The 21,325-nt window shown below is 64.2% G+C and carries 20 protein-coding genes; 12 read left to right on the top strand and 8 right to left on the bottom strand.

Translation table 11 applies throughout. The features are described 5' to 3' along the window. Positions 1-7 precede the first annotated feature (7 nt). Complete coding sequence (locus ACPPVR_RS23330) at positions 8-1,183, bottom strand: OpgC domain-containing protein (RefSeq protein ID WP_426608925.1); 1,176 nt, start codon at positions 1,181-1,183, stop codon at positions 8-10. Between the two features lie 254 nt (positions 1,184-1,437). On the opposite strand from ACPPVR_RS23330, the gene ACPPVR_RS23325 reads away from it, so the two are divergent. The 3 genes from ACPPVR_RS23325 to ACPPVR_RS23315 all read left to right on the top strand — a co-directional run bounded on the left by ACPPVR_RS23325 (position 1,438) and on the right by ACPPVR_RS23315 (position 2,863). Next, the gene (locus ACPPVR_RS23325; protein WP_426608924.1) at positions 1,438-1,743 is read left to right on the top strand and encodes an ETC complex I subunit; all 306 of its coding nucleotides are present in this window, start codon (positions 1,438-1,440) and stop codon (positions 1,741-1,743) included. Positions 1,744-1,833: 90 nt separating this feature from the next. Beyond that, the gene (locus ACPPVR_RS23320; RefSeq protein ID WP_426608923.1) at positions 1,834-2,325 is read left to right on the top strand and encodes an Lrp/AsnC family transcriptional regulator; all 492 of its coding nucleotides are present in this window, start codon (positions 1,834-1,836) and stop codon (positions 2,323-2,325) included. A 250-nt stretch (positions 2,326-2,575) separates the two neighbouring features. Beyond that, on the top strand, positions 2,576-2,863 hold the full coding sequence (locus ACPPVR_RS23315) for a DUF3551 domain-containing protein (RefSeq protein WP_426608922.1): 288 nt from the start codon (positions 2,576-2,578) through the stop codon (positions 2,861-2,863). 102 nt (positions 2,864-2,965) lie between these two features. Here the strand turns inward: ACPPVR_RS23315 and ACPPVR_RS23310 are convergent, their stop codons facing one another. Both ACPPVR_RS23310 and ACPPVR_RS23305 read right to left on the bottom strand, forming a co-directional pair. Further along, on the bottom strand, positions 2,966-5,443 hold the full coding sequence (locus ACPPVR_RS23310; RefSeq protein ID WP_426608921.1) for an autotransporter domain-containing protein: 2,478 nt from the start codon (positions 5,441-5,443) through the stop codon (positions 2,966-2,968). Positions 5,444-7,649: 2,206 nt separating this feature from the next. Continuing rightward, positions 7,650-8,678 (bottom strand): AraC family transcriptional regulator, encoded by a 1,029-nt coding sequence (locus ACPPVR_RS23305; RefSeq protein WP_426608920.1) that lies wholly within the window; start codon positions 8,676-8,678, stop codon positions 7,650-7,652. Positions 8,679-8,837: 159 nt separating this feature from the next. On the opposite strand from ACPPVR_RS23305, the gene ACPPVR_RS23300 reads away from it, so the two are divergent. The 4 genes from ACPPVR_RS23300 (at position 8,838) to ACPPVR_RS23285 (ending at position 14,563) form a co-directional block, all read left to right on the top strand. Continuing rightward, complete coding sequence (locus ACPPVR_RS23300; protein WP_426616165.1) at positions 8,838-9,965, top strand: isovaleryl-CoA dehydrogenase; 1,128 nt, start codon at positions 8,838-8,840, stop codon at positions 9,963-9,965. 72 nt (positions 9,966-10,037) lie between these two features. Then, complete coding sequence (locus tag ACPPVR_RS23295) at positions 10,038-11,642, top strand: carboxyl transferase domain-containing protein (protein ID WP_426608919.1); 1,605 nt, start codon at positions 10,038-10,040, stop codon at positions 11,640-11,642. A gap of 4 nt (positions 11,643-11,646) precedes the next feature. Next, positions 11,647-13,650: an acetyl/propionyl/methylcrotonyl-CoA carboxylase subunit alpha gene (locus ACPPVR_RS23290; protein ID WP_426608918.1), complete on the top strand. Its 2,004-nt coding sequence runs from the start codon at positions 11,647-11,649 to the stop codon at positions 13,648-13,650. Position 13,651: 1 nt separating this feature from the next. Continuing rightward, the gene (locus ACPPVR_RS23285) at positions 13,652-14,563 is read left to right on the top strand and encodes a hydroxymethylglutaryl-CoA lyase (protein WP_426608917.1); all 912 of its coding nucleotides are present in this window, start codon (positions 13,652-13,654) and stop codon (positions 14,561-14,563) included. A 37-nt stretch (positions 14,564-14,600) separates the two neighbouring features. On the opposite strand, the gene ACPPVR_RS23280 is transcribed toward ACPPVR_RS23285, so the two are convergent. The 3 genes from ACPPVR_RS23280 to dctP are packed head-to-tail and all read right to left on the bottom strand — an operon-like array spanning position 14,601 to position 17,529. Beyond that, positions 14,601-15,959 carry a TRAP transporter large permease gene (locus tag ACPPVR_RS23280; RefSeq protein ID WP_426608916.1) on the bottom strand — a complete coding sequence of 453 codons (1,359 nt, stop codon included), beginning with the start codon at positions 15,957-15,959 and terminating at the stop codon, positions 14,601-14,603. Further along, positions 15,956-16,510, bottom strand: a complete 555-nt coding sequence (locus ACPPVR_RS23275; RefSeq protein ID WP_426608915.1) for a TRAP transporter small permease — start codon at positions 16,508-16,510, stop codon at positions 15,956-15,958. Before ACPPVR_RS23275 ends, ACPPVR_RS23280 begins: the two co-directional genes overlap by 4 nt. Further along, positions 16,507-17,529, bottom strand: a complete 1,023-nt coding sequence (dctP, locus tag ACPPVR_RS23270) for a TRAP transporter substrate-binding protein DctP (protein WP_426608914.1) — start codon at positions 17,527-17,529, stop codon at positions 16,507-16,509. Before dctP ends, ACPPVR_RS23275 begins: the two co-directional genes overlap by 4 nt. A 330-nt stretch (positions 17,530-17,859) precedes the next feature. On the opposite strand from dctP, the gene ACPPVR_RS23265 reads away from it, so the two are divergent. After that, positions 17,860-18,114: a pentapeptide MXKDX repeat protein gene (locus ACPPVR_RS23265; protein ID WP_426608913.1), complete on the top strand. Its 255-nt coding sequence runs from the start codon at positions 17,860-17,862 to the stop codon at positions 18,112-18,114. A gap of 173 nt (positions 18,115-18,287) precedes the next feature. Here the strand turns inward: ACPPVR_RS23265 and ACPPVR_RS23260 are convergent, their stop codons facing one another. Further along, entirely contained in the window at positions 18,288-18,635 is a 348-nt protein-coding gene (locus ACPPVR_RS23260) for a DUF6481 family protein (protein ID WP_426608912.1), read from the bottom strand. Between the two features lie 264 nt (positions 18,636-18,899). On the opposite strand from ACPPVR_RS23260, the gene ACPPVR_RS23255 reads away from it, so the two are divergent. The 3 genes from ACPPVR_RS23255 (at position 18,900) to ACPPVR_RS23245 (ending at position 20,389) form a co-directional block, all read left to right on the top strand. Beyond that, entirely contained in the window at positions 18,900-19,136 is a 237-nt protein-coding gene (locus ACPPVR_RS23255) for a hypothetical protein (RefSeq protein ID WP_426608911.1), read from the top strand. A gap of 62 nt (positions 19,137-19,198) precedes the next feature. After that, positions 19,199-19,441 (top strand): hypothetical protein, encoded by a 243-nt coding sequence (locus ACPPVR_RS23250; protein WP_426608910.1) that lies wholly within the window; start codon positions 19,199-19,201, stop codon positions 19,439-19,441. A gap of 168 nt (positions 19,442-19,609) precedes the next feature. After that, positions 19,610-20,389 (top strand): hypothetical protein, encoded by a 780-nt coding sequence (locus ACPPVR_RS23245; protein WP_426608909.1) that lies wholly within the window; start codon positions 19,610-19,612, stop codon positions 20,387-20,389. 314 nt (positions 20,390-20,703) lie between these two features. Here ACPPVR_RS23245 and ACPPVR_RS23240 read toward each other — a convergent pair whose 3' ends face one another. Next, entirely contained in the window at positions 20,704-20,871 is a 168-nt protein-coding gene (locus ACPPVR_RS23240) for a hypothetical protein (RefSeq protein WP_426608908.1), read from the bottom strand. 274 nt (positions 20,872-21,145) lie between these two features. Here ACPPVR_RS23240 and ACPPVR_RS23235 point away from each other — a divergent pair, with 274 nt between their 5' ends. Continuing rightward, a complete protein-coding gene (locus tag ACPPVR_RS23235; protein ID WP_426608907.1) occupies positions 21,146-21,298 on the top strand; it encodes a hypothetical protein in 153 nt (50 codons plus the stop codon). Positions 21,299-21,325: the final 27 nt, after the last annotated feature.

Here is a 21,325-nt window from a genome sequence, read left to right as displayed (position 1 = left end):
GCCAGGCTCAGGCGGCTTTTGCGGCCGAGGCGGCCGCCGGCTTCGGCGGCGGCTTCAGCGGCTTGTCCTGCCGCTTCGACCAGGAAATGTAGTATGCCACCGTCGTCATGATCGCGATGCCCGCGATCGAGACGAACAGCTGCGCGAACAGCGAGCCCGAGCTCATCGATAGCTCGAAATGGCCGACAAAGGACAGGAACACGCCGACGCAGAACACGGCGAGTGATTGTTGGCCGCAGACGATCACGGGATCGAAGATCTTCCACTCCAGGCCCGGCCAGTCCTTCGGCACGAAGCGGATCACCATGATCACGATCACGACGAAATGGATGAAGCGATAGGGCGCGAGGTTGGTCTTGTCGTTCGGGTTGAAGGCCGAGAACAGCCATTCCGGGAAGTGCGCAGCGAGGCTCGGGAAGCGGCCGGCCATGGTCATCACCAGCGCGAAGGCGAGATAGCCGAGACAGAGCCAAAGCGTGATTGGGGAATTGATCACCGCTCCCGAGCGTCGTGCCCCGCCCATCGCACACCAGGCGCCGAACACGAACAGCACCTGCCAGGCATAGGGGTTGAAGTACCATTGGCCGGCCGGATAGGCCGTCAGATTCCAGCCGAAATGGCGTGCGGAGAGCCACAGGATGATGGAGACCACCATCGTCAGGTCAGGCTTGCGCAGCATGAACCACAGCACCGGCGGAAACAGGCCCATCAGCACGATGTAGAGCGGCAGCACGTCGAGATTGAGCGGCTTGAAGCGCAGGAACAGGCCCTGCCGCAGCGTCTCGGTGGCGTTGTCGACGAGGCCGGCGACGTTGAACTCGTTGATCATCTCGGAATCGCCGAAGCGCAGCGCCAGATAGCTGATCGAGGCGATGTAGATCACGAACAGGATGATGTGGGCGACGTAGAGCTGCCAGACCCGCTTGGTGAGGCGGGTAGCGCCGACCAGGAAGCCGCGCTCAAGCATCATTCGCGCATAGACGAAGGAGGCGGTATAGCCGGAGATGAAGACGAACAGGTCGGCGGCGTCGGAAAAGCCGTAGTTGCGCGTCGTGATCCAGTTCACGATGTTGTCGGGGATATGGTCGAGGAAGATCGCCCAGTTCGCGACGCCGCGAAACAGGTCGAGCCTGAGGTCGCGGCCTTTTTCGGGAAGGGTTGCGCTGATGTTCAGGAAGGCCATGCGACGGGAGCTTTCGAAGGGGACAGATACGCTGATGTCGGCGAGGATTGCCGCCGGGCGGGATCCCGGCGCGGAAGGCGGGTACGCAATTGTCACGGTGCAGCATAATGACTATACCCGTCGGTGACTTACCCAGGGGCCGGAATCACCGATCTGGTCCCGAAAGGTGTCTCTATACTATGCCCGCGGTTTGCACCAACCGCTACCGTGACGCATTAAAATCGAACGAAAAGACGAAGAGGGCCGAACAGCCAATGACCGCACGCATTTTCAAGCCTGCCAAGAACGCGATGCAATCCGGCCGGTCCAAGACCAAGGAATGGCAGCTCGACTACGAGCCCGAACAGCCGCGCGCGGTCGAGCCGCTGATGGGCTGGACCTCGTCCGGTGACATGAAGCAGCAGATCACGCTGCGCTTCCACAGCAAGGACGAGGCCGTCGCCTATTGCGAGCGCAAGGGCATCGCCTACCAGGTGATCGTGCCGCAGGAGTCGCTGCACAGGCAGGTCGCCTATTCCGACAATTTCTCGTTCCGGCGCGGCGAGCCCTGGACGCATTGAAGTCCGTCCCCGGCTCCTGAGAGCCCTTGGCAGCGATTCCGCCGCGTGCTTCGCTGATCCGAGGCATGACGGGATCATGACGAGGTGGGTATGGCGGGGCGTCACCAGCTCGACCGCGTCGACTTGAAGATATTATCCGAGCTCCAGCAGGACGGGCGCGTCCGCAACAACGAGCTGGCGCTGCGCGTCGGCGTCTCCGCGCCCAACTGCCTGCGGCGGCTGAAATCCCTGTTCAGCCGCGGCGTGATCCGGGCGATCCGTGCCGTCATCGACGAGCGACTGCTCGGCTATGAGGTGGTGTCGTTCGTCTCGATCCAGCTCGGCAGCCAGGCCCAGCCGGTGCTCGAGGCGTTCGAGAGCTCGATCGCCGCGATCCCGCGCATCCAGCAGTGCTGGCGGATTTCGGGCGACACCGACTACCTTCTCAAATGCGTGGCGCCGAGCGTCGAGAGCATGCGCCAGCAGCTCCTGCATTTTGCTGCGATGCCGAACGTGAAGAACGTCCGCAGCTTTCCGGTGCTGGGCGTGGCGAAGGACGTGCCGCTTCCGGTGCAGGAGGTCGTGGCGGCCTCGGCAGGGTAGGGGCCGCTCGCTCGGCTCTATTTGCCGAAAATCCGAAATTGTGGAGGCCGCGTGCGCTGCCAAGCTGATTCGGATAATGTCACATAAGCTTAGTAGCTCACCTAACTGTGACATGTGATTTAGGAAGTCCTGCAATGCGCTGAACCGTGATTGTCGGTTCCTGAGCCCAGCCTACATGCGAGGTGTGAACCCTCAGCGTGCGTCGCATGCCGAGGCCTCTTTTGTGGGACCCTGAAGCAGGAAAAGACATATGACCCCGATCTCGAAGACGTTTGTCGCCTCCGCTGCGACGCTGTTTGCATCTGCGTTCCTTGTCATGAGTGCGCCGGCCGCGAAGGCTGACGATTTCTGCATTACCAATGGCGCCCAGGCCGCTCACGGCTGCGGCTATCCGACGATGGAGGCCTGCCGGGCCGCGTCTGCTGGTATGGGCGGCTCGTGCTCGCAGAGCGGCGGCGCGAAGACCACCACCAACGACGCGCTCGCGTTCCAGCCGAAGCAGACCAAGCAGCCCAAGGCTCGTGCGACCTCAAACTAAGTCGTGATGTGCGTTAAAGCGTAGACAGTGCGGCCTCTGCGTTTGATCGCGGGGGCCGTACGCGTTTGGGGAGCGAGCGTGTGCGCGGTTGGCCGATCAGGGCTACCAGGCATATCGCACCGCGCCCTTGCCGGCGTAGCTCGCGGTAACGTGAGAGAACTCACCTTCGAAGGTGGCCAGGGTCGACCAGCCGTTCCGCCAGGCCATCTCGGCGGACGCCGTGGTCAGCGCGGACTCACTGGCCTGGGCGGCGCCATTGACGACAAAGGAGGCGCCCGGCAGCGACTGGAAGGTCGCGGCGATGTTTCGGTCGGGGTTGAAATCATGCGCCCATGCCAGCCGGCCCCGCAGCGTCATGAGGCCGGTCGAGAGCGCAAAGGAGCGGTCGGCGCGGACGCCCAGTTCGGTACGCATATCGGTCGCCGTCTGCGCGCCATAGGCTAGCGCGAATGCGTTGCCGCCGAAGACAGCGGTTTCCGCGTAAGTCGGCAGCCAGAAGCTGGTGAACTGTCCGGCGGCGTAGGGGGTGACACCCATCCACCGCGTGGCAAGGCGATAGCCGCCTTCGACGCGCCCGGACAGTGCATTGGCATTGAACTCGGCGTGCAGCTTGGCGGCCATCGCCATCCGGTCCGTCGTGACGTCCTGCCAGCCATAGGCAAGCGCGCCCGCGATATAGGCGGCGCCCGCCGTGTGTCGGACGTAGGCACCCGCCTGGAACAGATCGGAGCGGCCGGTGCCGGAATTGGCGACCGAGAAGTTGGTGCCGCCTCCGGAAAGCGCAAAGCCTGCAATCGTCCGCGGCGAGAGCAGGTAGTCGCCGCCCGCGGTCATGCCGAAGATGCGACTGGTGGCGGCATTCGATCCCACGGCCCCGTTTCCATCGGTGGTCTGCGAGCCCCCGAAGCCGGATGCCCAGACACTCCAGTGCGGATCATAGCTCTGGCGCAGCGGCGCTTTGGTGAACACGGCCGCATAGGCGGCGCGCTCTTGCTCGGATCGTGTCGTGCGGGACGATGCATAGGCGCTGGCTGTGTCCGCATAACCGGTCTCGGGGCTCGCAGCCGGCGCGGTCTCTCGGCCGTCAATGAACGGATCGAGCAGGGTCGTGATGAACTGGCTCATCGCCTGGAAGGTCGTCTGCTGAGATCCCGTGGCGGCTTCGCCGGCGATCTGCGACAGTGCCGCCGGCGAAAATCCGACATAGCTCACGGGGATACTGCCGTTGGCATTGAAGAACTGGCTCAGCGCATTCCCGACGTTCTGCTGGTTGGCGTTGAGATTGCCGAACGCGTTGTAGTTCAGCGACAGCGACAGGACAGCGTTGTTCGTGTCGTAGGTCAGCGACCCCTGCAAGCCTGCCGGCAGATTGTTGACGCCGGCAAAGGTGCCGGTGATGCCGCCGGTGGCGTTGAGGATCAGATAGGACTGCTTGACGAGATTGGTCCCCAACAGCGCAACCAGCAAATTGCCGCCCAAATTGGCTGCGCCGCCGACATTGACGCGATCCGCCACGCCGGCATTGATCTCGACGAGATAGGCGCCCGCAGTCGCAATGGTGAGGCTCCCCTGTACGGTCAGGACACTGCCCGGGTGTGCCGGGGCCAGCAAACCGTTGGCGTTGATGATAACGCTGCCAACGGTGCCGTTACCGGACAGCGCCGCGCCGGAATTGACGGTGACGCTGGAGCTGATCAAGCCGGTGACACTCAGCGTGCCGGCATCGACGATAGTCGGCCCGCTATAATTGCTGGTGCCGGACAGGATGGTTGCACCCGTTCCCATCTGGACCACCTGACCGGGCCCGGTGATGCTGCCCGCATAGGTGGAAATATCCGAGCGATTGAACGCCAGTGTCTTATTGGTCGAGACATCACAACTCGGATCGGCGGCGTTGGCGCAGAAAGTGATGTTGCCGAGCACGCTGCCGCTCGCGCCGCCATTGCCCAGCACCAGCGCGCCGCCGTTGATTGTGGTGCCCCCGGTATAGGTCGCGTTGCCTGCGATGGTCAGCGTACCCGCGCCGTACTTGATCAGGGGACGCACGCCGACCGTGCCGTTGGTGAGATAGGAGGCATCAGGCGCGGAATCGTTGTCGGCGAGGCCGAACTGGAGCGCGGTCGCCTGCGGGAAGTAGCTTGTGACGTCGTAGAGCACATAGGCGCCGCGGCCGATCGAGGACACTGCCAGGACGTCGGCGGTCGGATTGTAGACCATCTGATAGACGAGCGTGTTGGGCAGGCCTTGGCCGAATGCGCGCCAAGTCGACAGCAGGCCGTTAGAGTCGCTGTCGGCAACGGTGATCGGGCTTTGCGTGCTGGAGATGACGCAGCCGTTCGGCGCCGACGTGCAGGACAGCGGCGTGTTCATGCCGCCGACCAGAAGCGCGTTGACGCCGTTGTTGGAGATGAACTCGACCGAGGTCGGCCTGATGAAGCCCTGCGGCAGGTCGCTGGTCAATTTGGCAAAGGTCGCGGCGCCACCGGCGTTGCGCGTGTAATAGAGATCGCTGGCGTCGGCGACGAAGATGCGGGACTGGATGCGATTGTCGAACACGATCACCGGTCGGTGTCGCGCCATTGTAGTTGCTTAGCTGCGTCAGCGATCCCGCTGCATTGGTGGTGGAGAACCAGACTTCGCCGTTGGAGTTGCCGGCGGCCCCGACGGCGATGGCGCGTGTGTCGTTGACCGTGCCGTAGGTGACGACCGAGGGCCCGCCGGTCGTGCCGAGATCGGTCAGCGTCAGATCGACCGAGGTTGCACTGCTGGCGTTGGAAAGCGTGTCCTGCGTGGTGTAGACGTCTGTAGCCCCGGTAATGGCGATCAACCGCGGATCGATCCGGTTGAGCACAAACAGAGCGGAGAACGTGTTGTTGGCGTTGACGACATCGGCGCAATATTGGCCGCCATTGCAGGTGATCGGAATGCCGCCCGGATTGCCGTAGGGATCGGGCAGGGGGCTCACCATCTGGCCCTGCTTGTTGATGATCATCCGGCTCAGGGATCCGAGATTGTAGAACGACGAGTAGACCGCGCTCTGTCCGCTCAGGGTCCGGTCGTTGAACGCGATGTTGACGCCATCGCCGAAATTGATGGCGTTGAACACGGGACTGTTCGGCGCGGATTGCAGCGAGACGCCGTTGTCCTGCGCGGCGATGCCGAGCCGCTTGCTGTTGGCGTCGTAGGCGACTTGATAGCCTTCGAATGCGCTGAGGTTGGTGTTGAGGCCCTGCCAGGTGCCGCTGCCTTGCGGGTTGGAGAGCTTGTAGATGCCGCCGTCGCTGGTCAGGATCAGATTGCCGGACTGGTCGAATGTGATCGAGCGCGAGTCGGCATGCACCGTGTTGGCGTCGAGGAAATGGTTGGCGTTGGTGCCTTCGTTCGTCAGGCTGGTCGCCGTCGACGTGTTGTTGCCCGGATTGTAATTCACCCGGTACACTTCGATCGAACAGAACGATCCCGGGTTCGCGCCCCCACAGGTCTGATAGGCGTCGCCGGAGAGATAAACGATGTTCTTGTTGGTCGGGTCGATCGCAAGGTGAAGATTGACCGGCGTCTGCCCGCCCGCAACGACGTTCGGTGCGGCGGTGAGCTGGTTCCAGCTTCCGCCCTGGTTCGCCGACAGAAAGACGCCGACGAGTGACTTGGTCGTGAGGTCGCTGAGCGCGATCGCGAGAGAGCCGCTCGGGCCGGCGGCAAGCGTGATCAAGGTTGCATCAGCCGAGCTGATGAGGCCGTTGCTGTTGGTGGACGTGAAGACCGGCGTCCAGCTCGCGCCGGTATTGTGGCTCACATAGACCGCCGTGGCGTTCTTGTTGCCGCCGTTCTTGACCGCTGCGTAGAACGTCGTTGGATCATTCGGATCGGCGACCAGCGAGGTCACCGCTCCATTCGGCAGTCCGTTGCCGGAGCCGGAGACCATGCTGAATGTTGCCCCGCCGTCGGTGCTGCGAAACAGCCCATAGCCCGCCGTCGCGGAGAGCGGCGCCTGGGTTTCGAAGGTCGCCGCGAGAATGGTACTGCCGCGCGCCATTGCACTGACCACACTCTCACCGGCAAAGGCGCTGTTCTGCCCCAGTGAACTCCAGCTCGTGCCGCCATTGCTGCTGTAGAGCAGGCCGGTGGCCGGACCGCCACGGCCGCCGTTGAGATTGAACTGGCTGTATTCGCCGTTGTCGGTGATGCCGATGCCGGCGATGATGGTCTTTCCGCTGCCATCGGTGGGATCGAGGCTGAGTGAGCCGATCGACAGCGAGGCCTGGTTGTCGGTCAGTGGCTTCCAGCTGGACCCGCCATTGGTCGTGACCCAGATGCCGCCATTCGGCGCGCCAGCGAAGTAGGTGTTCGCGCCGAGCGCGAAGTCTGGGAGGATCGTCTGGACCGCGCCGGCCTCCGTTCCGTTCGGCAACGCATCGGCCGACTGGACTGCGTAGCTCGGTCCGGTGCGGGGGCTCGGTCCCTGCGAATTGAAAGTCTGATTGACCTGGGTTTGCGCGGCGGCCGGATAAGCGAACGCGGCGATGCCGATCGACAGCGATGCGGCGAAGAGCCAGGCGCAGTGGCGCCGGGCACACGCATGTATTTGAGCCGCCTCGCGCAGGCGGTACGCCACCCACTTCATGACACGCCCCGACCCGAAACGCGGTCGCTCCAGCATTCCCGCACTGGGGATGCAGCCGTCTTGACGCTAGTTCCGGTCCAGGGAACCGGCAATGCGACCTGCGGCGGGATGACGCAGTTTAGCGCCAGCTGTGTCCCATTGGACACAAAGGCAATGGCCAGACACTCAGCGATACCTGCCGCGAAACTCGCGTGGGCTAGCGCCAGTCCAGCTGCGGAAAGCCCGCGAAAAGCTCTTTTCGTTGCGGAAGCCGGCGATCTCCGCGATCCGCTTGATCGGCGTGCGCCCGCGCATCAGCTCCTGCTTGGCGAGTTCGAGCTTTGCCTCTTCCTTCAGATCGCGCAGCGAGGTCGCTTCCTCGCGCAGGCGGCGGTGCATGGTGCGGGTCGAGAGGGCCAGTTCACTCGCGACATCCTCCGCGCCCAGGATGCGTCCGCGCGCCTCGCGCAGCACGCGGCGGACGCGCTCGACCAACAGGCGGTCGCGGCGATAAGGCAGCACGGTCAGGCGCAGCGCGCCCTTGAGCATGTTGTCGAGATCAGCGGCGCTGCGGGTGAGCGGCAGCGAGAGATAATGCTTGTCGAAGACGATGCTGGCGTCCTCCGCGTCGAAGCGGACGGTTTTGCAGAAGATGGTCGGATAGACCGAGACGTGCTCGGGCTCGGCGTAAGGGAATTCCGCCGCACGCAGCGCGATCGCAGAATCGACGGCCCAGCAGGAGAAGCCGAGCACGTAGCGGAGCAGGGTAACGAGACAGAACTCGCGGACAGGCCCGAGGTCACGTGCCTCGCGAATGGAGATGGCCGCGGTCTCCTTGCCGATCGCAAGCTCGAACAGCACGTCTTCAGTCAGCAGGCGGTGATGCCGGCACCAGCGTTTCAGCGCGACCTCGAGATTGGGCGCGGTGATCGAGGCGCGGCACAGCATGCCATAGGTGCCCCATGGCAATCGCCGTGAAAACCAGCCGAGCGCCTCGTCATCGAGTTCGCGCATGGCGTGGCCGGCGAGAGTCTCGAACTGAGCCGCTGTCACCCGCCCGTTGATCGATTTGACGAGGTCCGGGAGGACCTGTCCCCTGGCGAGTGCCTCAGCCGGATCCCGCCCATAACGGCCGTAAGCCGCGACCACGCCGCGGACGAAGGCGGCGGGGGTCATGGCGCGGCGGGGCGTGGCGGTCGCGGCTTGGAAGGGCATCGAAAGTCCTTTGGAAAATCCTCGCCAAACTTGGCGGAAAATGCAACCTTTTCGACCGCCGCGGCGCCCGGGCGGGGGTAGGTTCGGTCCAGATAAGAATTCGGAGGAATCGCCTTGAACATCCCGAGCATCGATTTCGATCTGGGCGAAGACATCAGCATGCTGCGCGACACCGTGCGCGCCTTCGTTGAGGCGGAGGTCGCCCCGCGCGCTGCCGAGGTCGAGAAGGCCAATCTGTTCCCGGCCGATCTCTGGAAGCGCTTTGGCGATCTCGGCCTGCTCGGCATGACCGCGCCGGAGCAATATGGCGGCTCCAACATGGGCTATCTCGCCCATGTCGTTGCCATGGAGGAGATTTCGCGCGGCTCGGCGGCAGTCGGGCTCTCCTACGGCGCCCACTCCAACCTCTGCGTCAACCAGATCCGCCGCAATGGCAATGACGCGCAGCGGCAGCGCTATCTGCCAAAATTGATCTCCGGCGAGTATGTCGGCGCGCTCGCGATGTCCGAGCCCGGCGCCGGCTCCGACGTCGTCTCGATGAAGCTGCGCGCCGACAAGCGCGCCGACCGCTACGTGCTCAACGGCTCGAAAATGTGGATCACTAATGGCGGCGATGCCGACGTGCTCGTGGTCTATGCCAAGACCGATCCGGAAGCCGGCCCGCGCGGCATGACCGCCTTCCTCATCGAGAAGGGTTTTAAGGGCTTCACCCACGGCCCGCATCTCGACAAGCTCGGCATGCGCGGCTCCAACACCTACCCGTTGTTCTTCGATGAGTGCGAGGTGCCCGCGGAGAACGTGCTCGCCGGCGTCGGCGAGGGCGTCAAGGTGCTGATGTCCGGGCTCGACTACGAGCGCGCGGTGCTCTCCGGTGGCCCGCTCGGGATCATGGCGGCCTGCATGGATGCTGTCGTGCCCTATATGCACGAGCGCAAGCAGTTCGGGCAGCCGATCGGCGACTTCCAACTGATGCAGGGCAAGCTCGCCGACATGTATTCGACCTGGCAGGCCACGCGCGCCTATGTCTATGCGGTGGGTCGCGCCTGCGACCGCGCCAATCACGCGCGCAGCCTGCGCAAGGACGCCGCCGCCGCGATCCTCTACTCCGCCGAGAAGGCGACGTGGATGGCGGGCGAGGCGATCCAGGCGCTCGGCGGCGTCGGCTACACCAGCGAATTTCCGGTCGGACGTCTATGGCGCGACGCAAAGCTCTACGAGATCGGCGCCGGCACCTCGGAGGTTCGCCGCATGCTGATCGGCCGCGAGCTGATGGCGGAAACCGCGTAAACCCTCCACCCAGCCAAAATTGCCGCAAAGCTGTCGCGGCCTCTCATCACATCACCAGAAACGCGGGACCACATGCCGCTCCATTCCAGTATCGATCCATCATCCCAGGACTTTGCGCGCAATTCAGAAGCCATGCGCGGGCTGGTCGTCGATTTGCGCGAGAAGCTCAGCCAGGTCGCCGGTGGCGGCGGCGAGACCTCGCGCAACCGCCACACATCGCGCGGCAAAATGCTGGCGCGGCAGCGCGTCGATCTCCTTGTCGATCCCGGGACGTCGTTCCTGGAATTGTCGCCGCTGGCGGCTCATGGCCTCTATGGCGGCGACGTGCATTCGGCGAGCATCGTCACCGGTGTGGGACGCATCTCGGGCCGCGAATGCGTGATCGTGGCGAACGACGCCACCATCAAGGGCGGTACCTATTACCCGATGACGGTGAAGAAGCATCTGCGCGCGCAGGACATCGCGCGGCAGAACAATCTTCCCTGCGTCTACATGGTTGATTCCGGCGGCGCCTTCCTGCCGCTCCAGGACGAGATCTTTCCGGACGAGCGCCACTTTGGCCGGATCTTCTACAACCAGGCGCAGATGTCGTCGCAGGGCATCCCGCAGATCGCGATCGTGATGGGCTCCTGCACCGCCGGCGGCGCCTATGTGCCGGCGATGTCGGATGAGAGCATCATCGTGCGCAATCAAGGCACCATCTTCCTCGGCGGCCCGCCGCTGGTGAAGGCCGCGACCGGCGAGGTCGTGACCGCGGAAGAGCTCGGCGGCGCCGACGTGCATTCGCGCCAGTCGGGCGTGACCGATCATTATGCCCAGAACGACGCGCATGCGATCGGCATCGCCCGCCGCATCGTCGGCACGCTGAAGCCACAGGCGCGGCCGAACCTCAACATGCATCCGCCGCGCGATCCGCTGTTTGCGGCGGAGGAGATCTACGGCGTGGTGCCCGTCGACGGCAGAAAACCGTTCGACGTACGCGACATCATTGCCCGCGTCGTCGACGGCTCGGAGTTCGACGAGTTCAAGAAGCTCTACGGCACGACGCTGATCTGCGGCTTCGCCCATGTCTGGGGCTATCCGGTCGGCATCATCGCCAATAACGGCATTCTCTTCAGCGAGAGCTCGCTGAAGGGCGCGCATTTCATCGAGCTGTGCTGCCAGCGCGGCATTCCGCTGGTGTTCCTGCAGAACATCACCGGCTTCATGGTCGGCAAGAAATATGAGGCTGGCGGCATCGCGCGCGACGGCGCCAAGCTCGTCACCGCGGTTGCGACGGCGTCCGTGCCGAAGTTCACCGTCGTGATCGGCGGCTCATATGGCGCCGGCAATTACGGCATGTGCGGACGTGCCTACTCACCTCGCTTCCTCTGGATGTGGCCGAACGCGCGCATCTCGGTGATGGGCGGCGAGCAGGCCTCGATGGTCCTGAGCCAGGTCCGGCGCGACAATATCGAGGCCAAGGGCGATAGCTGGTCCAAAGAGGAAGAAGACAAGTTCCGCAGTCCAATCCGCGCGCAATATGAGAGCCAGGGGCATCCGTATTATGCGACCGCACGGCTCTGGGACGACGGCGTGATCGACCCGGCCGACACGAGGCTCGTGCTCGGTCTCGGCCTCTCGGCGGCGTCGAATGCGCCGATCGAGCCTACGAAATTCGGCCTGTTCAGGATGTGATGCGATGGACCGCTCAAAGCTCTACCGGCGTTTTCGCACGCTTCTGATCGCCAACCGCGGCGAGATCGCCTGCCGCGTCATCCGCACCGCCCGCGCCATGGGCCTGCGTACAGTCGCGGTCTATTCCGAGGCCGACCGCGATGCGATGCACGTCGCGCTTGCCGACGAGGCCGTGCTGCTCGGCCCGGCACGGGCGCGTGACAGCTATCTCAATGTCGAGCGTCTGATCGAAGCCGCGCGCAAGACCGGCGCGGAGGCCGTGCATCCCGGTTACGGCTTCCTGTCGGAGAATGCCGATTTCGCACACGCGTGTTTCGATGCCGGCCTGGTGTTTGTCGGCCCGACCGCCGGGATGATGACGGCGATGGGCTCGAAATCCGGCTCGAAAGCACTGATGGAGAAGGCCGGCGTGCCTCTGGTGCCCGGCTATCACGGCGAAGCGCAGGACGAGGCGACGCTGGCGAAGGCGGCCGAGAAGGCCGGTTTTCCCGTGCTCGTGAAGGCATCCGCCGGCGGCGGCGGCCGCGGTATGCGTATCGTGCGTTCTGCCGACGAACTTGCGCCAGCGATCGTCAGCGCCAAGCGCGAGGCCAAGGCGGCGTTCGGCGACGATCGCATGCTGATCGAGAAATATGTCGACAATCCCCGCCACATCGAGGTGCAGGTGATCGGCGACAGCCACGGCAATCTGCTGTCGCTGTTCGAGCGCGAATGCACGTTGCAGCGCCGGCACCAGAAGGTGATCGAGGAAGCGCCTTCGCCGACGCTCAATGCCGCGCAGCGCGAAACGGTCTGCGCTGCTGCGCGAAAAGCGGCCGGAGCCGTCAATTATGTCGGCGCCGGCACCATCGAGTTCGTCTCCGATGGCAAGGACGTGTTCTTCATCGAGATGAACACGCGCCTCCAGGTCGAGCATCCCGTGACCGAGCTGATCACCGGTATCGATCTCGTCGAATGGCAGCTGCGCGTCGCCTTCGGCGAGGCGTTGCCGCTGAAGCAGGACGAGATTCGGCTCAACGGCCATGCGGTCGAGGCACGGGTCTACGCCGAAAACCCGACCAAGAATTTCATGCCATCGGTCGGCAGGATCTCGACATGGCGGCTGCCGGCGGAAACCGGAGGCTTGCGCGTCGACGCCGGCTATCGCGAGGGCGATGCGGTGTCGCCTTACTACGATGCGATGCTGGCGAAGATGATTGCGTGGGCACCGACGCGGGATGCCGCGATCGAGCGGTTGAACCGCGGGCTGGAGGACTCCGACGTCCGCGGCATTGTCACCAACATCCCGTTCCTGTCGGCGTTGATCACCCATCCAAAGGTGCGGGCGAATGCGATCGACACCGGTTTCATCGAGCGCGAGCTGGCGGCTCTGACGGCGTCCGCGGCCGCTCCGGGAGAGCTCGAGCTCTGTGCCGCGGTTGCCGCGATCGTCAACGACGAGCGGCAGTCTGCGCAGACAGAGGCGAATTCGCCCTGGCAGACTTTTGGCTGGATGCCGGTCGGCCGCCGCCAGCGCAATTTTGCCTTCCGCGTCGGCCACGGGCCTGAGCTGAAAGTCGCGTTGAACTATGGCAGCGGTCCGTCGACGCTGGTGATCGGCGAACGGGAGTTGGCATTTGCGATCGTACCCAAGGACGGTGGCTTCGACCTGACGCTCGACGGCGTCAAATCATCGGTCGCTGCCGTCATCGGCGGCCACGAGCTGTATCTGCGCACGCGCAATGGCCGCTTCGACCTGCACTGGGTCGATCCGTTCGGCGGCGAGACCGAGGAGCAGACCGCCGCAGAAAAGATCGCGGCGCCGCTGCCGGGCACCGTCGTCGCAGTGCTGGCCGAGGAGGGCGCAACGCTCGAGAAGGGCGCGCCGATCCTCACGCTGGAGGTGATGAAGATGGAGCAGACGCTGCGGGCGCCCTATGCCGGCGTGCTGAAGTCGATCAAGTGCAAGGTCGGCGACATCGTGCAGGAAGGCGTCGAACTCGCCGTGGTCGAGGCTTCCGGTGAGTGACATGAGCGAGCCCGTCCGCATCGTCGAAATGGGGCCGCGCGACGGCCTCCAGAACGAAAAGACGCCGGTGAGCGTCGAGGTCCGCATCGCTTTCATCGAGGCGCTGGTCGCGGCCGGCCTCACCACCGTCGAGGTCGGCGCCTTTGTCTCGCCCAAGGCGATCCCGCAGATGGCAAGCTCGGACGCCGTACTGCGCGGCGTGAGCCACGTGAGGGGTGCTGAATTCCACGTTCTGGTCCCGAACGAAAAGGGCTATGACGCCGCGCGCGCGGCGGGCGCAAAAGTGGTCTCCGTGTTTGCCGCTGCCTCCGAAGGCTTTTCGCGGGCCAACATTAACTGCACGGTCGCGGAATCCATCGAACGGTTCAAGCCGGTCCTTGCGCGCGCCAAGGCCGATGGCGTGCCCGTGCGCGGCTATATCTCCTGCGTGCTGGGCTGTCCCTTTGACGGCGAGATCAAGCCGAAAGCCGTTGCCGATCTCGCCAACACGCTGTGGGATCTCGGCTGCTACGAGATCTCGCTCGGCGATACCATCGGCGTCGGCACGCCGACCAAGGCCAAGGACATGCTGCGCGCGGTAGCTGTCAACATTCCCGCATCCAAGCTCGCGATGCATTTCCACGACACCTACGGTCAGGCGCTCGCCAATCTCTATGCCGGGCTGGAGCAGGGCGTCCGCGTCATCGATGCCGCCGCCGGCGGCCTCGGCGGCTGCCCCTACGCGCCCGGCGCGACCGGGAATGTCGCGACCGAGGATGTGGTCTACATGCTCGAGGGCATGGGGATCACGACGGGGGTCGATATGGAGAAGCTGCTGGCGGCGACGAATGCGATGAGCAGCGTGCTAGGCAAGCCGCCCGTGAGCCGTGTGGCATCCGCGCTGAATGCGAAGAAGAAGCGGGCTGCCTCCTAATTCTCCGTCATTGCCCGCAACGACGGTGGAGAGAGCATCACCTGCTCCCGTCCGCCCCCATCACCAGGTCCGGCAACGCGGTCGAGATCCCCGGCACGAAGCAGAGCAGCAGCACCGCGGCCATCATCAACAGCACGAAGGGTAGCGTGCCCCAGATCACCTCGCTCAGGGGAATATCCGGCGCGACGTTGCGGATGACGAAGATGTTGAGGCCGACGGGCGGGTGGATCAATCCCATCTCCATCACGATGGTCATGACCACGCCGAACCAGATGATGTCGAAATTCGCGGCTCGCAACGGCGGCAGGATGATCGGTGCCGTCATCAGGATGATCGAGACCGGCGGCAGGAAGAAGCCGAGCACCACGACCATCACGAGGATTGCGAACAGTAGACCCCAGCGTGGCAGCTGCATCGCGACGACGGATTCGGCCGCCGATTGCGAGATGTGCAGATAGCTCATCACATAGGAATAGAGCAGTGACATGCCGATGATCATCATCAGCATGGTCGATTCCCGGATCGTCGATTTCATGATCGGGCCGAGGTCGCTCGGCCGCCACACGCCGTAGATCATCGCGATCAGCGCCAGCGCCAACAGACCGCCGAGGCCGGCGGTCTCCGACGGCGTGGCATAGCCGCCATAGAGCGCGGCCATGACGCCGGTGAGCAGCAGGACGAAGGGGAGCACGCGCGGCAGCACGCTGAAGCGCTCGGCGAGCGTGTACTCGTCACGGGCGAGGATCGCCGCTTCGGGACCGCCGTTCTTGTAGGCAGCTTCAGCCGCGGCATATTCCTGGCGGAAGCGGATCACGGCATAGCCGCCGAACAGGGACACCAGCAGCAGGCCGGGCCCGATGCCGGCGAGGAACAGTCGTCCGAGCGATTTTTCCGCAGCGACCGCAAACAGGATCATGGTGATCGAGGGCGGCAGCAGAATGCCGAGCGTGCCGCCGGCGGCGATGATGCCGGCGGCAAAACCGCCGGAGTAGCCGCGCTTGCGCATCTCGGGGATGCCGGCCGAGCCGATTGCCGAGCAGGTCGCGGGCGAGGAGCCCGCCATCGCCGCAAACAGCGCGCAGGCGAACACGTTGGCAACACCGAGCCCACCGGGCACGCGATGCAGCCAGGCGTGCAGCGCCGAATAGAGATCCTGACCGGCGCGCGACTTGCCGATCGCCGCGCCCTTCAGGATGAAGAGCGGGATCGACAGCAGCGTGATAGAGGCCATTTCCTCATAGACGTTCTGCGTCACCGTATCCAGCGAAGCTGCGGGCATGTAGATGCCCATGAACACGACGGCGACCGCGCCGAGCGCAAACGCAATCGGCATGCCGGAAAACATCGCAACCAGCGTCGCGAGCCCATAAGAGAGTCCGATACCGAAAACGCTCATGGCCGCCGGCTTCCTGCAAAGGGCAGCGCAAGCTGCACGAGAACCTGCACGCAGAGCAGGCTCATGCCGAGCGCCATCAGCGAATAGGGAATGGCGAGCGGCGGCGACCACATCGAGTTCGAGACCTGGCCGTCGACGTAAGCCTCATGCGCCAGCGTCCACGACTTCCAGGCGAAGAAAACACAGAACAGCAGCGTCACCACATCGACGAACCAGAGCCTGATCCTGTTTGCGAGCGGCGACAGCAGGCCGACGAAGGCCTCGATGCCGATATGACCGCGGTTCTGCTGCACATAGGCCGCGGACATGAAGGTGGCGCCGACCAGCAGGAACACGGCGGCCTCGTCCTGCCAGTAATTGGCGGCGTGGAACAGCGCGCGGCTGAGCACGCTGTAGCTCAGGATGGCGCAGGCCGCGACCAGCGCGAGCGATGCGAACACGACGATGATGCGGTTGAGGATGGCGAGGCCGCGATCGAGCGCTGCCGCAAGGCCTGTGCTTGCGGCAGCGGTCGCCTGGCCGTCACGATCCGGAAGCGGACCGTGGATCATGCCGAGACGTCGGAGGCGAGCTTGAGCAGGTTCGCCGCGGTCGCGGTCTTGGCACCGTAATCCTTCCAGGCGGTATCGCGGGCGATGTCGCGCCACTTGCCGACGGTCGCGGCATCGAGCGCCGAGACCTTGGCGCCGGCCTTTTCATAGACCTTGGTGACCTCGACATCGTCGTCCTGCGCGCCCTTGCGCCCGAACGTTTCGAGCTCCTCGCCAACGGCCAGCAGGATGTCCTGCTGGTTCTTGGGCAGCTTGTCGAAGATCGCCTTCGACATCATCAGCGGCTCGAGCATGAACCAGTACGACGCGCCCGCGCCGGAGGTCAGCGACTTCGCGACCTCTTCGAGGCGGAACGAGATCAAGCTGGTGGAGGAGGTGATGCCGGCATCGCAGGCGCCGGTCTGCATCGCCGCGTAGATTTCGTTCGACGGCACCGACAGCACCGAAGCGCCGGCGGTCTGCAGCACCATGTCCATCTCGCGCGAGCCGCCGCGCACCTTCATGCCCTTGGCATCTTCCGGCGACACGATCGCCTTGGAACGGCTGGCGACGCCGCCGGCCTGCCACACCCAGGACAGCAGGATGATGCCCTTGTCGGCGAGGAAATCGGTGAGCGCCTTGCCGACCGGCTCCTTCTTCCAGCGCATGCCCTGGTCGTAGGTGGTGACGAGGCCGGGCATCAAGCCGATATTGGTCTCAGGCAATTCGCCGCCGGCATACGGCATCGGATAGAGCGAGATGTCGAGCGCGCCTTTGCGCATCGCGGAGAACTGCGCGTTGGTCTTGATCAGCGAGGAGTTCGGATAGATCTCGGCGGCGATGTCGCCATTGCTGCGCTTGGCGACTTCGGCGGCGAACATGCGGCAGAGCCGGTCGCGGAAATCGCCCTTGTCGATGGTGCCGCCCGGGAATTGGTGCGATATCTTCAGCGTGGTCGCGGCATGCGCGGTGCCAATGCCGAAGCGGAGAATGGCGGGTGCTGCGACGGCGGTCGCGAGCAGGTTGCGGCGGGTAAGCATGACGTGATCCCCTTGGACTGTTTCTTGTTGGCATGATCGGGTTTTGAGGCCGGCTCAGGGCCCATCCTAGCCGGTCTTCCACCCGATATTCTCTCATCTGATAGTTCGAGATCGGATGCGGCTGCAAGTCGCGTGATTGCTGCGCCGCACACCGACCTTGGAATTGTTCTGGGGCGTTAATGCGACGCCCCCCGTCCGGGGGCGCTTGCGCGGGGCGGCCGACCTGCGAAAAAATCCACAACGTCGCGTAACAAGCGAGGGCGTCGATCCGTCGAGATTGTGTAGCGGCACCCGTCGCTAACAAACACCATCCCGAAGGGAAGATGAATCATGACCATTCGTACCCGCATCGTGCTCGGCGTCTCCGCCGCCGCTCTCTCGTTTGGCCTCGCGCTTTCGCCGGCCGCCTTCGCCCAGGACAAGATGGGCAAGGACGACGGCATGATGAAGAAGGACACGATGTCCAAGGACGCCATGAAGAAAGACACCATGTCCAAGGACGACGGCATGAAGGACGGTATGAAGAAGGACACGATGTCGAAGGACGGCATGAAGAAAGACGACGGGATGATGAAGAAGAATTGATCCTGCGCCGTCATGCCGGGACGCCTCAATGAGGCGAGCCCGGTGTTTCGCGATTCCGGGTTGGTCGCCTGGCATCGGGCCAAGATTTCGCGGGTCCGGCAAGACCGTCCCGTCGTAAGGTGTGAACTGAGGCGTGCCTCAGTTCAATTTCAGTTGAACGTTACTTGTGAACGTTACTTGCGCTTGGCCTTGCGGGCAGCGTAGCGAGCGTCGCGCTTGGCCTTTTGATCGGCCTCGGCTTCAGCCAGCTTCGCGGCCGCTTCTTCCGCTTCGCGGGCGATCCGCGCCGCTTCGAGCACCGCAGCCTCTTCGTCGCGACGCTTTTGTTCGGCCTTCTCCACCTCACGCGCAGCCTTCGCCTCGGCGCGCTTGGCCGCGAGGGCTTCGCGCTCGGCACGCTTCGCCGCAACAGCGGGATCATCCGGCCCCGGCTGCGATTTGAATTTGTTCAAAAGATTCTTGCGTGCGTCCTGCGCCGCCTTCTGCCGGTCTGAAAACCCGGGTTCCCTAAATCCACTCACGGGCCTTGCCTTCCTCGCTTTCAATCCTACATCATTGCCTGTTGGTACGTCGGCTGGGCATAGCAGGCACCACGCGACGCAGATGCGTGTACATCCGCGCGCGCCGCAACGCCACCCATAATCGCAGCCGATCAGGTAGACGAAAAATCGCTGGACCAGCCGATCCCTTCGTAGCCCGGAAAAACTGCCGAATTGTGATGTCCCTCATAGGGGCACACTGAGGCGGCGCCTAGCGTCCGCCCCACTACGAGACGGAGCACGGGCATGACTTTTTTCCGGCTGAGCCTGAAGGCCCTTGCAATGACGGTTGCCGCGGTGGCGGTGGCGGGCGCGGTACTGCTGCTCGGCCGTCCGCAACCGATCGAGAGCACCGTGCTGGGTGCCGCCTGGGAATGCACACAGACGGCGTTCGTCCTGACGAGCTGCGCGCCGCGCGTGCAGCAGGCGATCCCGGCGGTCGAAACTTCACGCAAGGATGCGGTGAAGCAGACCCGGGGCTGAGCGTGATGTGACGCGACGTCGCAGAGGTGATAAAGCCGCCCTCGCGAAGCGACAGGGGCGTCATGTCCAAGCTTGATCCAACGAAGCCTGAACCAGCAAAGCCTGAATCAGCCGAAAAACCCCGTTCTCGGCCCAAGCCACAGTCGGGCGACAGCCGCCGTGGTGCTATTGCGGGGCTGATCATCGCTGCCGTGATCCTCGGCGTCGGCCTGTGGCTCGCCCGCGACCTCACCGCCGCCAGCAAGCTGCAGGATTGCGTGATGTCGGGGCGCAGCAATTGCGATGTAATCGAGCCAGCCCGCTAGCGCATTCCGAGACACGTCCGGACGAAAAATTGCCGTGATCTTAAACATTTGTAACGGGACTTGGCTGATCAAGAAGGTCAGTTATGTCGGCCGGCATCAGCCAGGCGCGACCCGAATCGGCTATCGCGCAGGCACCACGGCAATCGAGAGAGTAGGGGTCAAGCACGCATGAGTGCGTCCAACCGCAAGAAGATCATCATTCCCTTGGTTTCGGCCATGTCATTGCTGGCGCTTTCGGCGCAGGCGCAGGATTCAGGTCCGAGAAGGGACAGCCAGGGGCCGGGCGCCGGTGCGCCGCCCCAGAACAATCCGCAAAACATGCGCAAGGGTCCCCCGCCGCAGCAGGCGGTGCGGCCCGGTCCGCAGCCCGGCGGCCCCGTTCACGCCGGTCCCGGCCCCGGGGCTGGTCCGCACGGCCCTGGAGGCCCACCCCCAGGACGCTACATGGCGCGCGGTCCCGCGCCAGCGCGCGACTGGGGCGGGCACCCCTATCGCGGCAACCTTGCCTGGGACGGCGGGCGATGGCGCCATGAGGTCCACAACGGCCGCCCCGGCTGGTGGTGGGACGTCGGCGGCGTCTGGTACTATTATCCGCAGCGGATGGACGGCCCGCCAGCCTACATCTCCGAAGACTATATCGACGACGAGCCGGTGGCCTACGCACCGCCGGGGCCGCCGATCGCCTATGAACCGCCGCCGCCTCCGCCGCCTCCAGTAGACCCCGGCGCAAGCGCGCTTGGCGGCGCCATCGTCGGCGGTGTGCTCGGCGGCCTGATTTCCGGCAACGCCTCGGGCGCGGCTGCAGGCGCCGTGATCGGCGGGGCCACCGGCGCGATCGCCGGTGCCACGGCCGCTTCGCGTCCCGGCTACTATTTCGCCCAGGGCAATTGCTACTACCGCTATCCGAGCGGCCAGTATGTGCAGGCTGATCCGCGCGCCTGCTACTGAGTGTTCGAGCGAGTTCTGGATTGAATGAGGCGGGCGTGATGCCCGCCTCATTTGTTTCTGGAGGTCACAGGAGCCCGTATTTTTGCGGGTGAATCCTCGCGGCAGCGCACAACAATTGCCTCAAATTTCCACTGGCGCTCCTTGCGGCATCACGCGATTGATCAAAGAAAAAATCGTACATGAGTCACGGGGGACAGAAACATGCTGGATGCAATCCAGATCAGCTTGGCGCTATGGGCCATGATCGTTTGCGGAGGGATCAAGGCGGTGCAGATCGTGCACTACCTGTTCTAACGCGCGGTTGTTTGAGCTTGCTACGAAACAAGCCAGCTCAGGAACGCCATCGCAGCCCAGACCAGGGCGCCGATCCAGATGGTCATCACGACGCCGATGGTTGCGAGACAGGCGAGGCCGTGCAGGTCGGCCTTACGCAACGACGACGCTGTGTCAGCCTGTGCTGCGGCTTCTGCTTCTTGTCTCATGAGGGGAACAGCCATCGATCCTCTGCCGCGTTCTGTGGAGCGCTGTGTTGCTGTTTAGCGAACGCGCCGGGCCGCGGCTGTGATGCAATTCACAGATCGGCGTGAATGAACCGGTCTCACCGCTTTGTGCGCGGCTTGAGCCGTTTGAAACCGCCAGTGCAATTCTATATGGGCCACAATTAGAGCGTGTCGAAACCGCTCGCGGCACGCCTCCGCAATCATACGGACAAAATTGCCACGCACTTGTCCAGATCGGCCGGCTAGAGTCGGCCTCATGTGTACCAAGTACGACCCACAGTACGAAGCCGAGGCCGCGATGAAGCGGGCGGCGGCGTCCGAAGGCGCCGACCGGCAGCGACTGATCGAAATCGCTTTGGCCTGGCATCAACTCGCGCGCGAACGGCGCGACGACGAGCCGACGGACTGATCACACCGAGATCTAGTGGCAGCCTTC

Origin of the sequence: Bradyrhizobium sp. McL0616, assembly GCF_049993385.1 — a bacterium.
Lineage (GTDB): Bacteria > Pseudomonadota > Alphaproteobacteria > Rhizobiales > Xanthobacteraceae > Bradyrhizobium.
Note: the sequence above shows the minus strand (reverse complement) of the source record. Positions and strands in the feature narration are given on the sequence as shown.